Here is a 12,221-nt window from a genome sequence, read left to right as displayed (position 1 = left end):
CCAATTCATGAAAGCGGGAGACCGCATCATGCGCCTGCGCGCCACCGAGCCTCACCCCGGCCGACTTCGTCGACGTGAGGTGAGCCGGGACCGTCGGGGCGGGCGGTGTCACCAGACGGACAGAGGGACCTCGTGGATCTCGTCCGCCTTGTGGCCGGCGCGTTCGTGCACGCGCTGGACCGCCTCGGCGGAGGGAGCCTCGGAGAGGCAGTAGACGGTTCCGGTGGCCGGGTCCGCCCAGGCCCGTTCGAAGTGCACCCGCTCCTCGCCCTCGATCGCGAGGTCCGCCTTATGGGCCGCGTCCAGCTGGTCGGCCGTGATGCCCTGCATGCCGTGGTGGATGTCCATGAACCGGGGCATGGTCCCGCACCTCCTGTCCCTGCGGATCACCTTCCATGCTGCGCCCGTACGGCCGGGGCGGCGACCGGCGGGGTGCGAGGAGAGGCGGGAGGTACGAGGGCGTACGACGACGGAGGTCGTCGTACGCCCTCGCGTGTCGTGGGCTTCGTCAGCCGCACTGGCAGGGGTTGCCCGACTGGCACCCGCACCCGCAGCCCGAGCCGCAGCCGCACGCGCCGATCAGCGTCAGGTTCTTGATGTCGGCGGGCTGCTCGGTGGGGCGTTCCTGCGTGGGGTCGGGTGTCGTGCCGGTGGATTCGGCCATGGCTCTGGGTCCCTCCTCGAGGCGGTGCCTGTGCCCATTCCATGCCCGCTCCGCCGGGCGCATCAACGGCGCACAGTGGCTTCGGGCCCGCCCCGGCCGATCCTCTTCGCGCCTGTTCGGATACGGAGGGTCAGGCGCCCTTGGGCCCGGCGGCCTGGATCTCCGGCTGGACGTCGGGCTGGAGCTCGTCCGCGTGCTCACCCGTCACCAGGAACACCACGCGCTTGGCGACCGCCACCGCGTGGTCGGCGAACCGCTCGTAGTAACGGCCCAGCAGCGTCACGTCGACCGCGGTCTCGATGCCGTGCTTCCAGCGGTCGTCCATCAGGTGCTGGAACAGCGTGCGGTGCAGCAGGTCCATGGCGTCGTCGTCGGCCTCCAGCTGCATCGCCAGATCGACGTCCTTCGTGATGATCACCTCGGCCGCCTTCGCCATCAGACGCTGCGCGAGCTGACCCATCTCCAGGATCGTGGCGTGCAGGTCGTGCGGTATGGCGCGCTCCGGGAAGCGCAGGCGCGCGAGCTTCGCCACGTGCTGGGCGAGGTCGCCGGAGCGCTCCAGGTCGGCCGACATCCGCAGTGACGTGACGACGATCCGCAGGTCGGTGGCGACCGGCTGCTGCCGGGCCAGCAGGGCTATCGCGCGGGCTTCCAGGTCGTGCTGGAGCTCGTCGACTTTCTTGTCCGCCTCGATGACGCTCTCGGCCAGCTTCAGGTCGGAGTCGAGGATGGCGGTCGTGGCGCGCCCGATCGCCGACCCGACCAGCCGGGCCATCTCGACCAGTCCGTCGCCGATCGAGTCCAGTTCCTCGTGGTACGCGTCCCGCATCAGGTTCCCTCTCGTACGTGTTCCATAGGGGTTTGGGGGGCCGGTCCTCCGGACATGTGAGTCCTCGAACGTCTGAGTCCTCGCACGTTTCGAACCGGCGGTACGAACCCCACGCTCCCACGTTCGGCCCCGTACGCGTCGGTTTCCGTCACCCGAAATGAACCACTGCTAGCTCCAAGGTGAACTCTGGGCGACGAGTGTTCGAGGTCGCACTTCGATGGCTGTAGCCATCCGGGACGGCATGCCTAACCTGGGGGCATGGACGTGAACGCGGCGGTCGCCGCAGCGGCAGCGATCGCCGGGGTGCTCACCGGCGCCATCGCCATGCTGGCGTTCCGCTGGAGCGAACGCGACCAGCAGCGACCCACCAGAACCTCTCTGCACACCGATCTCGTGCTCCCGCCGGGGGTGGACACGGTCCTTTCCGTGCTCCGCTCCTCCGCCGTCGTACTCGACGAGGCGGACGCCGTGGTCAAGGCGAGTTCCGCCGCGTACGCCCTCGGGCTGGTACGCGGGGGCAAGCTCGCCGTCGAACCCATGCTCCAGATGGCCCGGGACACCCGGCGGGACGGCGAGATACGCCAGGTCGAACTGGATCTGCCCAGGCGGGGGACCGGGCGGGGCGAGGCACTCGCCGTGTCCGCGCGGGTCGCCCCCCTCGGCTCCCGGCTCGTCCTGCTCCTCGTCGAGGACCTCACCGAGGCCCGGCGCATCGAGGCGGTACGGCGCGACTTCGTCGCGAACGTCAGCCACGAGCTCAAGACCCCGGTCGGCGCGCTCTCCCTGCTCTCCGAGGCCGTCATGGACGCCTCGGACGATCCGGAGGCGGTGGAGCGCTTCGCCGGGCGGATGCAGATCGAGGCCACCCGGCTGACGAACCTGGTCCAGGAGCTCATCGACCTCTCCCGGGTCCAGAACGACGACCCCCTGGAGGACGCCGAGCCCGTCCGGGTGGGCGAACTGGTCGCCGAGGCCATCGACCGGTGCCGTCACCAGGCCGGCACCAAGCAGATCACGATGGCCGCGGGCGGCACCGCCGACCTGCGGATCTGGGGGAACCGGGGGCAGCTCGCCGCCGCACTCGGCAATCTCGTCGAGAACGCCGTCAACTATTCGCCGGCCCGCACCCGCGTCGGCATAGCCGCCCGCCGGGTCAGCGTGCCCAGCGGGGACCTCATCGAGATCGCCGTGACCGACCAGGGCATCGGCATCTCGGACAAGGACAAGGAGCGCATCTTCGAGCGCTTCTACCGGGTCGACCCCGCCCGCTCCCGTGCCACGGGTGGTACGGGCCTCGGGCTGGCGATCGTCAAGCACGTGGCCGCCTCGCACGGCGGGGAGGTCACGGTGTGGAGCTCCGAGGGACAGGGCTCCACGTTCACTCTGCGGCTGCCGGAGGCGGGTGCGGCCCGCGACCGCGCCCAGCAGCATCCCGATCTCGACCACGTGGACGACACCTACGACGAACACGTGAACGACGAATACGACTACGACGAGGACATCCCCGAGAACGTCATCGACAGCGCCGTCGAGAACGCCGCCGGGAACAACGCCGTCGAGACCGGACGGGCCGCACCTTCGGCCCACCCCTCGCGCACCACATCCCCCGACTCAACCGCGTACGAAACGCTTTCCGCCCCGGAGGTCCTTCCGTGACCCGTGTGCTTGTCGTCGAGGACGAGGAGTCCTTCTCCGACGCCCTGTCGTACATGCTCCGCAAGGAGGGCTTCGAGGTCGCTGTCGCGACCACGGGCCCCGACGGGCTCGACGAGTTCGAGCGCAACGGCGCCGATCTCGTCCTGCTCGACCTGATGCTGCCGGGGCTGCCCGGCACCGAGGTGTGCCGTCAGCTGCGCGGCCGCTCGAACGTTCCGGTGATCATGGTCACCGCCAAGGACAGCGAGATCGACAAGGTGGTCGGTCTGGAAATAGGAGCCGACGACTACGTCACCAAGCCGTTCTCCTCGCGCGAACTGGTCGCCCGCATCCGGGCGGTCCTGCGCCGCCGGGGCGAGCCCGAGGAGGTCACCCCGGCGGCGCTGGAGGCCGGCCCGGTCCGGATGGACGTCGACCGCCACGTGGTCACCGTCTCCGGCTCGAAGGTCGACCTCCCGCTCAAGGAGTTCGACCTGCTGGAGATGCTGCTGCGCAACGCGGGCCGCGTCCTCACCCGCATGCAGCTGATCGACCGGGTCTGGGGCGCCGACTACGTCGGTGACACCAAGACCCTCGACGTCCACGTCAAGCGCCTGCGCGCGAAGATCGAGCCGGACCCCGGTGCGCCGAGGTACCTGGTGACGGTGCGCGGCCTCGGCTACAAGTTCGAGCCGTAGACCGCCGTCGGGAGTCGGAGCGGGCCGGAGGGATCCGGTACGCACGTACGGTGAAGGGCGGCACCCTGGAAAGGGTGCCGCCCTTCTCGCATGCGCACGGGCCGTACCCGCGGCGCACCGCTCACGGGACGCGCCCGGAGGCGGACCCGCGGGCCGTGCCTGCCTACTGGCCGGCCGCCGACTCGGTGGCGGTGGCGGTGGCGGTCGCGTTCGGGGAGACGGACTCGTTCGGGGACGCCGACTCGCCCGGCGACGCCGACTCGGTGGCGGACGGCGTGACGCTCGGGATGTCGCTCGGGCCCCAGGAGGAGAAGTAGCTCTCGGCCGGGACGACGAAGGCGCTGATGTTCACGGCGCCGGTCGAGCTGAAGGTGAAGGTGATCTTCTGGACGTTGCCGTTCTGGACGGCCTCGGCGGCGTCCGAGAGCACCGCGGAGGCGTTGTTCTTGCCGCCGAGGACCAGGGAGCCGCCCGCCGGGACGCTCAGCTTGTCGCTGCCCTTGGCGGGGGAGAGCTTGGCGGTGCCGCCGCCCTCGACGCTGATGGAGTCCAGGGTCTGGGCGCTCTTGCCGCTGTTGAAGACGGTCGCGGAGATCACCGAGGGACCCGAGGTGTCCGTGCCGGGCTGGGTGATGACGAGAGCGTTCTGGATCTTGATGTCGCCGACGCTCGTCGCCGCGTTGTCGGGCTGGACCTCCAGCGTCTGGGAACTGTTGCCCGCGCCGCACGCGGCGAGCGAGGCGATCGAGAACGCGATGGCGGAGGCGGCGAGGGCGCCGCGACGAAGGCTGCTGCTCACGGCGGCGGCTTCTCCTTGAACGCAGGGGCAGCTGTACCTAAAGCCGCCCTAAGTGTCTGTCAGCGGCCTTAGGTTACCGAGCCGTTCCGGAGCCGCCGCACCCGACCCTCCCCCGGGGCGCCCGGCTTCGCTCGGCAGGCGGTACCCGGACGGCTTTCCGGGGTCGGAAGCGACCGGGAACGTATTGGTCTCACCGTCGTACGAGATTCACTTAGACGGGCTTGTGGATTTTCCGTGCCGGAATACCTGGTGGTGGCGGGCCTCTAAGCGGCGGAATTGATCACCGACGTGGTTCGGCCGGCCGTTCCGCCGGTCTTGTGATCTTCCCTTGTGATCACCCCGTGATCAATTCCGGAATCGTGTCGCGGTCGACACCGGCAACCGAACGGAGTAGCGGAAGTCGATCGCATGGAACCGGACATTTAGGGACGTTCGTCCACTTGGGGCGGCCTCCGGATGTGTGTAACGTGTGCGTTTCCCTTCCCCTGGACAGCCGCTCCGACCTGCGAATACCCGCTTCCGATCGGCCCGCGATGCACGTTCCTGTTGCTGTTGTCAAGCCCCGAGATATGCCCTGACCTGCGAAAACGCCATTCAGAACCCGTCGTTTCCGTGTTACTCTGGATAGCCACGGAAGGGGTACCTGTCACATGACGTTCAAGGTTGGCGACACCGTGGTCTATCCCCATCACGGGGCCGCGCTGATCGAGGCTATCGAAACTCGCCAGATCAAAGGCGTGGACAAGACCTACTTGGTGCTGAAGGTCGCCCAGGGCGACCTGACGGTACGTGTGCCAGCGGACAATGCGGAGTTCGTCGGCGTGCGTGATGTGGTCGGTCAGGACGGGCTGGACCGGGTCTTCGAGGTGCTGCGCGCTCCGTACGCCGAGGAGCCCACGAACTGGTCACGCCGCTACAAGGCAAATCTGGAGAAGCTCGCCTCCGGCGATGTCATCAAGGTCGCGGAAGTCGTGCGTGACCTGTGGCGTCGTGAGCGCGAGCGCGGACTCTCCGCCGGTGAGAAGCGCATGCTCGCCAAGGCCCGCCAGATCCTGGTGAGCGAGCTGGCTCTCGCGGAGAACACGAACGAGGACAAGGCGGAGGCCCTGCTCGACGAGGTCCTCGCGTCCTGACGTGCGGCGGCACCGTCCGCCCTGCTCAGCACGCCGCTCACTCTGCGCAGTGAAATGCCGCGGTGCCCGATGACGTATCTTCTGTCGCCGGGCGCTGCGGCATTTTTTTTGTACGCCGTACTCGGATGCCGTACGCCACGAGGAATTCCCCGATACTGGTGTGCCGGGCCCGGGCAGCTGGCTCGACCGGTGTCACGGAAGGGTTCCGGTCAAGGCGTCGCGCCCGGCACGCTGTGGCCATACCCACGTAGGCCGAGCACACAAACCTGACAGGAACCGATGTCTGACGTTTCGCGCCCTTCGACCGCGGATGCCGTTCCGGAAGCCCCGGCTGTGACCACCCGTACCGCCGTCGTGATCCCGGCCGCCGGCCGGGGTGTGCGCCTCGGTCCGGGCGCACCCAAGGCGCTCCGCGCGCTGAACGGCACCCCCATGCTCATCCACGCCGCGCGCGCCATGGCCGCGTCCCGCGCCGTCTCCCTGGTCGTCGTCGTGGCGCCGCCCGACGGCGCGGGCGAGGTCAAGTCGCTGCTCGACGCGCACGCGCTGCCGGAGCGGACCGACTTCCTCGTCGTCCCCGGCGGAGAGACCCGCCAGGAGTCGGTGAAGCTCGGCCTCGACGCGCTGCCGCCCGACTGCGGCATCGTGCTCGTGCACGACGCCGCCCGGCCCCTGGTGCCGGTCGACACGGTGGACGCCGTGATCGAGGCCGTACGGGAGGGCGCGGCCGCGGTCGTGCCCGCGCTGCCGCTCGCGGACACGGTCAAGGAGGTCGAGCCGGCGGCCGTGCCGGGCGAGCCGGAGCCGGTGCTCGCCACGCCCGAGCGCAAGCGCCTGCGGGCCGTCCAGACTCCGCAGGGCTTCGACCGGGCCACGCTGCTGCGCGCCCACGAGACGGTGACCGGCGACGTCACCGACGACGCGAGCATGGTGGAGCGGCTCGGCCTGCCGGTCGTGGTGGTCCCCGGGCACGAGGAGGCCTTCAAGGTCACCCGGCCGCTGGACCTGGTGCTGGCGGAGGCGGTCCTGGCGCGCCGGAGGCTGAACGATGGCTTCTGAGCTCTCCGGGACGCCCGGTGCCGCCCAGGGCGCCGGGGCGTACGTGCCCGTGCTGCCGCAGGTGGGGATCGGTACGGACATCCACGCCTTCGAGGAGGGGCGGGAGCTGTGGTGCGCCGGTCTGAAGTGGGAGGGCGAGGGTCCGGGCCTCGCCGGGCACTCCGACGCGGACGTCGTCGCCCACGCCGCGTGCAACGCGCTGTTCTCCGCGGCCGGGCTCGGTGATCTGGGGCAGCACTTCGGCACCGGGCGGCCCGAGTGGGCCGGGGCGTCCGGGGTGACGCTGCTGACCGAGGCCGCGCGGCTGGTGCGCGAGGCCGGATTCGTCATCGGCAACGTCGCTGTCCAGGTCGTCGGACCCCGGCCGAAGATCGGCAAGCGGCGTGACGAGGCGCAGAAGGTCCTGTCCGAGGCGGTCGGCGCGGCGGTCTCGGTGTCCGGGGCCACGACGGACGGGCTCGGCTTCCCGGGGCGCGGCGAGGGCCTGATGGCGGTGGCGACGGCGCTGGTGGTCCGTACGGGCTGAGCCCGCCCGGACGGCGCCGGTGGTCCGCGCGGGCCGAGCACGCCGGCCCGTCCGCGCACCCGGCCCGGCCGGGTGCGCGGGGCCGGGAGGGGGCTCCGCCCCGCGCGTCCGCGGGCCCGCGTGCTCCCGTCGCCCGGGAGAATTAAGGCGGAAGGGTCGCAGGGCACTGCCTCGCGACCACTACCCTGGAGTGGTGACTATTCGCCTGTACGACACCAGCGCCCGGCAGATCCGTGACTTCGCCCCGCTCAAGCCGGGTTGTGTCTCGATCTACCTGTGTGGTGCCACCGTTCAGGCGGCCCCGCACATCGGACACATCCGGTCGGGGCTGAACTTCGACATCATGCGCCGCTGGTTCGCCCACCGCGGCTACGACGTCACGTTCATCCGCAACGTCACCGACATCGACGACAAGATCATCAAGAAGTCGCGCGAGGAGGACCGCCCCTGGTGGTCCATCGGCTACGACAACGAGCGCGCGTTCAACGACGGCTACCAGGCCCTCGGTTGCCTGCCGCCCACGTACGAACCGCGGGCGACCGGGCACGTGCCCGAGATGATCGAGATGATGCGCGGGCTCATCGAGCGCGGACACGCCTACGAGGCCGACGGCAACGTCTACTTCGACGTGCGCTCCTTCCCGGGGTATCTCCAGCTCTCCAACCAGGAGTTGGACAACCTCCGCCAGCCCTCGGGCGAGGGCGAGACGGGCAAGCGGGACCACCGCGACTTCGCCATGTGGAAGTCGGCCAGGCCCGGCGAGCCGAGTTGGGAGACGCCGTGGGGGCGCGGGCGTCCGGGCTGGCACCTGGAGTGCTCCGCCATGGCGCACAAGTACCTCGGTTCCGCCTTCGACATCCACGGCGGCGGGCTCGACCTGATCTTCCCGCACCACGAGAACGAGATCGCCCAGGCCAAGGCGTTCGGCGACGAGTTCGCCCGGTACTGGGTGCACAACGCCTGGGTCACCAAGGCCGGCGAGAAGATGTCCAAGTCGCTCGGGAACTCGGTCCTCGTCTCCAAGATGGTCAAGGAGTGGCGCCCGATCGTGCTGCGCTACTACCTCGGCACCCCGCACTACCGCTCCATGATCGAGTACAGCGTGGAGGCCCTGCGCGACGCCGAATCGGCGTTCGCGCGCATCGAGGGCTTCGTGCAGCGGGTCGTGGAGAAGGCCGGTGGGGTCGTCGAACCCGCCGGCGAGGTGCCGCCGGCCTTCGCCGAGGCGATGGACGACGACCTGGGCGTGCCGCAGGCGCTCGCCGTCGTGCACACCGCCGTCCGGCAGGGCAACTCCGCGCTCGCCGCCGACGACAAGGAAGCCGCGGTCGCCCGCCTCGCCGAGGTGCGCGCCATGCTCGGCGTCCTCGGACTCGACCCGCTCGACCCGCACTGGGCCGAGGAGACGGACCGGGGCGACGATCTGCACGGCGTCGTCGACAGCCTCGTACGACTGGTCCTCGACCAGCGGGAGGCGGCCCGGACCCGCAAGGACTGGGCCACCGCGGACGCCATCCGCGACCAGCTCAACCAGTCCGGACTCGTCATCGAGGACGGTCCGCAGGGGCCGCGCTGGAGCCTCGGCCCGCGCTGACCCCACCCGATCGCCTACGTGATCGATTGTGCCGTCCGGGCCTTCGGGCGGCACACTTCATAGACGTACACGCTTCGACGCGGGCGCACGCGCCGCGTCGCCCCGCACAGACAGGTAGGTCATGGCCGCTAACAACCGCCGCATGTCCGGCAAGAAGGGCGCGCAGGTCGGCAGTGGCGGCCAGCGACGCAAGGGCCTGGAGGGCAAGGGCCCGACCCCGCCCGCCGAGATGCGCAAGAAGCACAAGAAGAACCGCATCGCCACCGCGAAGGCCAAGCAGGTCGCCCGCCGTCCCGTGGTGCGCGGCCGCGGCGGCAAGGGCACGTCCGAGATGGTCGTCGGGCGCAATCCCGTGGTCGAGGCGCTGCGTGAGGGCGTGCCCGCCTCCACGCTCTACGTCCAGCAGTTCATCGACAACGACGAGCGGGTGCGCGAGGCGCTCCAGCTCGCGGCCGAGCGCGGCGGGATCAACCTCATGGAGGCCCCCCGCCCCGAGCTCGACCGGATGACGAACGGGCTCAACCACCAGGGTCTGGTCCTCCAGGTCCCGCCGTACGAGTACGCCCACCCCGAGGACCTCGTGGCCGCCGCCTACGACGAGGGCGCCGATCCGCTCATCGTCGCCCTCGACGGCGTCACCGACCCGCGCAACCTCGGTGCCGTCGTACGGTCCGTCTCCGCCTTCGGCGGCCACGGCGTCGTGGTGCCCGAGCGGCGTGCCGCGGGTATGACCGCCGGCGCGTGGAAGACGTCCGCCGGTACGGCCGCGCGCACGCCGGTGGCCCGCGCCACCAACCTCACGCGCGCCCTGGAGGCGTACAAGAAGTCCGGTCTCACCGTGGTCGGCCTGGCCGCCGACGGCGAGGCCGAGGTGGGCGACCTGGAGGCGCTGGGCGGCCCGGTCGTCATCGTCGTCGGCAGCGAGGGCAAGGGACTGTCCCGACTGGTCGGCGAGACCTGCGACTTCCGGGTGCGGATCCCGATGCCCGGTGGCGCGGAGTCGTTGAACGCGGGTGTCGCGGCGGGTGTCGTGCTGTACGAGGCGGCCCGGCGCCGCGCCTGAGTCCGGGTCGTACGCAGGTCCGGGGCGCGTGTGACGCGTGCCTCGGACCGGGCCGGGACGTCGTCCGAACGGATGTCCGTCCCTGTCACCCACTCGGGGCAATCTGGGCGATGAGGACAACCTTGACGGGGTCCGGACAGATCCGCCCGGTCAAGACAGTGTCCTAACTCCACGTCACTCGGTTAGATGAGTGTGGACACCAGAACACCCCGCACACCCACGGGGGACCGCTCGTCGGGATACGACGACGCTCCCGCGCTGAGCATGGTGAAGGTGCCGAGCGATCCGGCGCAGGTCATCGTCAATCACGCGAGCTTCCGCGTCCAGCTGGGCACGTCGGCGAGACGCGCCCAATCGCCGCGGATCGCACGGCACTCGAGCGTCGGCGTGGGCACCGCCCAGGCGCCCGCGGCGGGCGGTGCCGGAGCCCGTCGCCGTGCGGTCGTCTGGAGCGGCAGGTCCGCCCCCGACGACACCGGCGCCCACCGCCTCCTCCAGGCCGTGCGGGCCGGCAGCGTCCGGCACGGCGAGCAGCCCTCCGCCGACTCCGGGGCCACCCAGGTCATCCCGCGCGTCGACACGACGAGGGCGGCCCCGGGCCGACCCGGTGGCGGCTACGGCGGACACGACGGCTACGGCGGCCGGTACGACGAGCTGGACCAGACCCTGGAGACCCCCGTCGTCGGCGCCCAGCGCATCCCGGGCGACGGTATGCCCGCCGGGGCCCGGCTCCTGCCCCACATGCGCACGGTCGGCAGCGCCTACGACGAACCCGCCTACGGACGGCCCGCACCCGCCCACGCCGGCCCCGGTCGCGGCGCACCCGTCCACGGCGGTCCCGCGCACGGCGAACCCGCCTACGACGACGGGCGGTTCGACGACGACGCGTACGACGACGCGTACGACGACATCGAGGCGGCGGGCAGGACGCGGCGCGGCTCGCGGTCCGGGCGGCGCGCCGACGACCCGTCACGACACGCCTACTTCCCCGGCCGCCGGATGAACCTCGGCGTGGTCCTGCTCCCGCTGCGCATCTTCCTCGGCTTCATCTCGGTGTACGCCGGCATGGGCAAGCTCTGCGACCCGCTCTACTTCGACGGCGGCAAGCGCGGCTCCATGGTCAAGTGGCTCGACACCCTGCACCCCTGGGAAGTCGCCGAGCCGCTGCGCCAGTTCGCGCTCCAGCACCCGGTCGGGTCCGGCCTGGTCATCGCCTTCCTCCAGGTCGTCGTGGGCGTCCTGACGTTCCTCGGCTGCTGGCAGCGGGTCACCGCCGTGGTCGGCGCCGCGCTGTCCGCCGCGCTCCTCGTGACCGTCAGCTGGAAGTCGGTCCCGGTCTACGACGCGCCCGACATCATCTGTCTCGCCGCCTGGTCCCCGCTGGTCATCGCGGGCGCGCCCGTCTACTCGATCGACGGACGTCTCGCGGCCGGTGCCTGGCGCCGCCTCGGACCCCGCTCGGACATCTGGGAGCTGCGCCGATTCGTGCTGCGCCGCGGCGCCCTCGTCACGGCCGTCGCCGTGGGTCTCACCCTGCTCGTCGGCTCCCTGCTAGGCGGCGCGGTCCGCGACGCCGGCCGGGTCGTCGTCCCCGGCCCCGGCGAGGCCCCGCGCAACGAACTGCCCGGCTCGCCGCTCCCGCAGGACCCGGCCAAGCGCAAGCACCGGCAGAAGCCGTCGCCCTCCTCCAGCGCGCCGTCCCACGGCGCCCCCTCCGGTGCGGCCAGCCCCTCCAGCGGCACCGCCGGCACCCCGGACGCCACCCGCGACACCGGGAGCGCCACCACCGGCGCGCCCAGCCGGAGCCAGAGCACGGCCGGTCAGGCGCCGCCCCCGCGGTCCACCTCGTCCGGCGGCGCCCCGAGCACCAGCTCCGGTCCCTCGTCCGGCGGCAGCGGCTCGCCCGGTGGAACCAGCGGTTCCAGCAGCTCGGGCGGATCGGGCGGCTCCGGCAGTTCCGGCGGCTCCGGCAGCTCGGGTGGCTCCGGCGGCTCGGGCGGCGGTTCGGGCTCCTCCTCCGCCGGCCAGTCCGGCCTGGTCGGCGGCCTGCTCGGCTAGGGCCACGACCGTCACGACGACGGGGCCCCGCACGGATGACGTGCGGGGCCCCGTCGTCGTACTGTCGCGCCGCCTTGCCGTACGGGCGCAGTACAGGCGTGTACAGGCTTGTACGGCGTCGTACGAGCTGTGCGCTCGCGCCCCGGGAAAAACCCCGGGAAAG

Annotated in this window: 12 protein-coding genes; 8 read left to right on the top strand and 4 right to left on the bottom strand. The window is 71.2% G+C overall.

The window, feature by feature from the left end; all coding sequences use genetic code 11:
- Positions 1 to 108: 108 nt before the first annotated feature.
- The 3 genes from ACWC24_RS11020 to phoU all read right to left on the bottom strand — a co-directional run bounded on the left by ACWC24_RS11020 (position 109) and on the right by phoU (position 1,493).
- Positions 109 to 360: an SCO4226 family nickel-binding protein gene (locus ACWC24_RS11020; RefSeq protein ID WP_450662523.1), complete on the bottom strand. Its 252-nt coding sequence runs from the start codon at positions 358 to 360 to the stop codon at positions 109 to 111.
- Positions 361 to 508: 148 nt separating this feature from the next.
- Positions 509 to 664: a hypothetical protein gene (locus ACWC24_RS11015; protein WP_450662522.1), complete on the bottom strand. Its 156-nt coding sequence runs from the start codon at positions 662 to 664 to the stop codon at positions 509 to 511.
- A 130-nt stretch (positions 665 to 794) separates the two neighbouring features.
- Positions 795 to 1,493: a phosphate signaling complex protein PhoU gene (phoU, locus tag ACWC24_RS11010; protein WP_450662521.1), complete on the bottom strand. Its 699-nt coding sequence runs from the start codon at positions 1,491 to 1,493 to the stop codon at positions 795 to 797.
- A 258-nt stretch (positions 1,494 to 1,751) separates the two neighbouring features.
- On the opposite strand from phoU, the gene ACWC24_RS11005 reads away from it, so the two are divergent.
- Together ACWC24_RS11005 and ACWC24_RS11000 are read left to right on the top strand one after the other, a co-directional pair.
- Positions 1,752 to 3,149: a sensor histidine kinase gene (locus tag ACWC24_RS11005; RefSeq protein WP_450662520.1), complete on the top strand. Its 1,398-nt coding sequence runs from the start codon at positions 1,752 to 1,754 to the stop codon at positions 3,147 to 3,149.
- The gene (locus ACWC24_RS11000) at positions 3,146 to 3,826 is read left to right on the top strand and encodes a response regulator transcription factor (RefSeq protein ID WP_015659563.1); all 681 of its coding nucleotides are present in this window, start codon (positions 3,146 to 3,148) and stop codon (positions 3,824 to 3,826) included. Before ACWC24_RS11005 ends, ACWC24_RS11000 begins: the two co-directional genes overlap by 4 nt.
- Before the next feature lie 163 nt (positions 3,827 to 3,989).
- Here the strand turns inward: ACWC24_RS11000 and ACWC24_RS10995 are convergent, their stop codons facing one another.
- A complete protein-coding gene (locus tag ACWC24_RS10995) occupies positions 3,990 to 4,625 on the bottom strand; it encodes a DUF461 domain-containing protein (RefSeq protein ID WP_450662519.1) in 636 nt (211 codons plus the stop codon).
- Between the two features lie 650 nt (positions 4,626 to 5,275).
- Between ACWC24_RS10995 and ACWC24_RS10990 the strand changes: the two genes are divergently transcribed.
- From ACWC24_RS10990 to ACWC24_RS10965, 6 genes are all read left to right on the top strand, one after another.
- Positions 5,276 to 5,758 (top strand): CarD family transcriptional regulator, encoded by a 483-nt coding sequence (locus ACWC24_RS10990; protein WP_003953493.1) that lies wholly within the window; start codon positions 5,276 to 5,278, stop codon positions 5,756 to 5,758.
- Between the two features lie 279 nt (positions 5,759 to 6,037).
- Positions 6,038 to 6,817 (top strand): 2-C-methyl-D-erythritol 4-phosphate cytidylyltransferase, encoded by a 780-nt coding sequence (gene ispD / locus ACWC24_RS10985; protein ID WP_450662518.1) that lies wholly within the window; start codon positions 6,038 to 6,040, stop codon positions 6,815 to 6,817.
- Entirely contained in the window at positions 6,807 to 7,343 is a 537-nt protein-coding gene (ispF, locus tag ACWC24_RS10980; protein WP_450662517.1) for a 2-C-methyl-D-erythritol 2,4-cyclodiphosphate synthase, read from the top strand. The genes ispD and ispF overlap by 11 nt, the downstream gene beginning before the upstream one ends.
- A 193-nt stretch (positions 7,344 to 7,536) precedes the next feature.
- Entirely contained in the window at positions 7,537 to 8,937 is a 1,401-nt protein-coding gene (cysS, locus tag ACWC24_RS10975; protein ID WP_450662516.1) for a cysteine--tRNA ligase, read from the top strand.
- Positions 8,938 to 9,058: 121 nt separating this feature from the next.
- On the top strand, positions 9,059 to 10,000 hold the full coding sequence (gene rlmB, locus ACWC24_RS10970; RefSeq protein WP_351620569.1) for a 23S rRNA (guanosine(2251)-2'-O)-methyltransferase RlmB: 942 nt from the start codon (positions 9,059 to 9,061) through the stop codon (positions 9,998 to 10,000).
- A 186-nt stretch (positions 10,001 to 10,186) separates the two neighbouring features.
- Positions 10,187 to 12,058: a DoxX family protein gene (locus ACWC24_RS10965; RefSeq protein WP_450662515.1), complete on the top strand. Its 1,872-nt coding sequence runs from the start codon at positions 10,187 to 10,189 to the stop codon at positions 12,056 to 12,058.
- The last annotated feature ends 163 nt before the right edge of the window (positions 12,059 to 12,221 follow it).

Source organism: Streptomyces sp. NPDC001443 (assembly GCF_053597355.1).
This window is presented reverse-complemented; position numbering and strand designations above follow the sequence as displayed.

Bases quoted from the DNA above. Each gene is read 5' to 3' on its own strand.
- ACWC24_RS11020 (WP_450662523.1), bottom strand. From the start codon at position 360: ATGCCCCGGTTCATGGACATCCACCACGGCATGCAGGGCATCACGGCC.
- ACWC24_RS11015 (WP_450662522.1), bottom strand. From the start codon at position 664: ATGGCCGAATCCACCGGCACGACACCCGACCCCACGCAGGAACGCCCC.
- phoU (WP_450662521.1), bottom strand. From the start codon at position 1,493: ATGCGGGACGCGTACCACGAGGAACTGGACTCGATCGGCGACGGACTG.
- ACWC24_RS11005 (WP_450662520.1), top strand. From the start codon at position 1,752: ATGGACGTGAACGCGGCGGTCGCCGCAGCGGCAGCGATCGCCGGGGTG.
- ACWC24_RS10990 (WP_003953493.1), top strand. From the start codon at position 5,276: ATGACGTTCAAGGTTGGCGACACCGTGGTCTATCCCCATCACGGGGCC.
- ispD (WP_450662518.1), top strand. From the start codon at position 6,038: ATGTCTGACGTTTCGCGCCCTTCGACCGCGGATGCCGTTCCGGAAGCC.
- ispF (WP_450662517.1), top strand. From the start codon at position 6,807: ATGGCTTCTGAGCTCTCCGGGACGCCCGGTGCCGCCCAGGGCGCCGGG.
- rlmB (WP_351620569.1), top strand. From the start codon at position 9,059: ATGGCCGCTAACAACCGCCGCATGTCCGGCAAGAAGGGCGCGCAGGTC.
- ACWC24_RS10965 (WP_450662515.1), top strand. From the start codon at position 10,187: ATGAGTGTGGACACCAGAACACCCCGCACACCCACGGGGGACCGCTCG.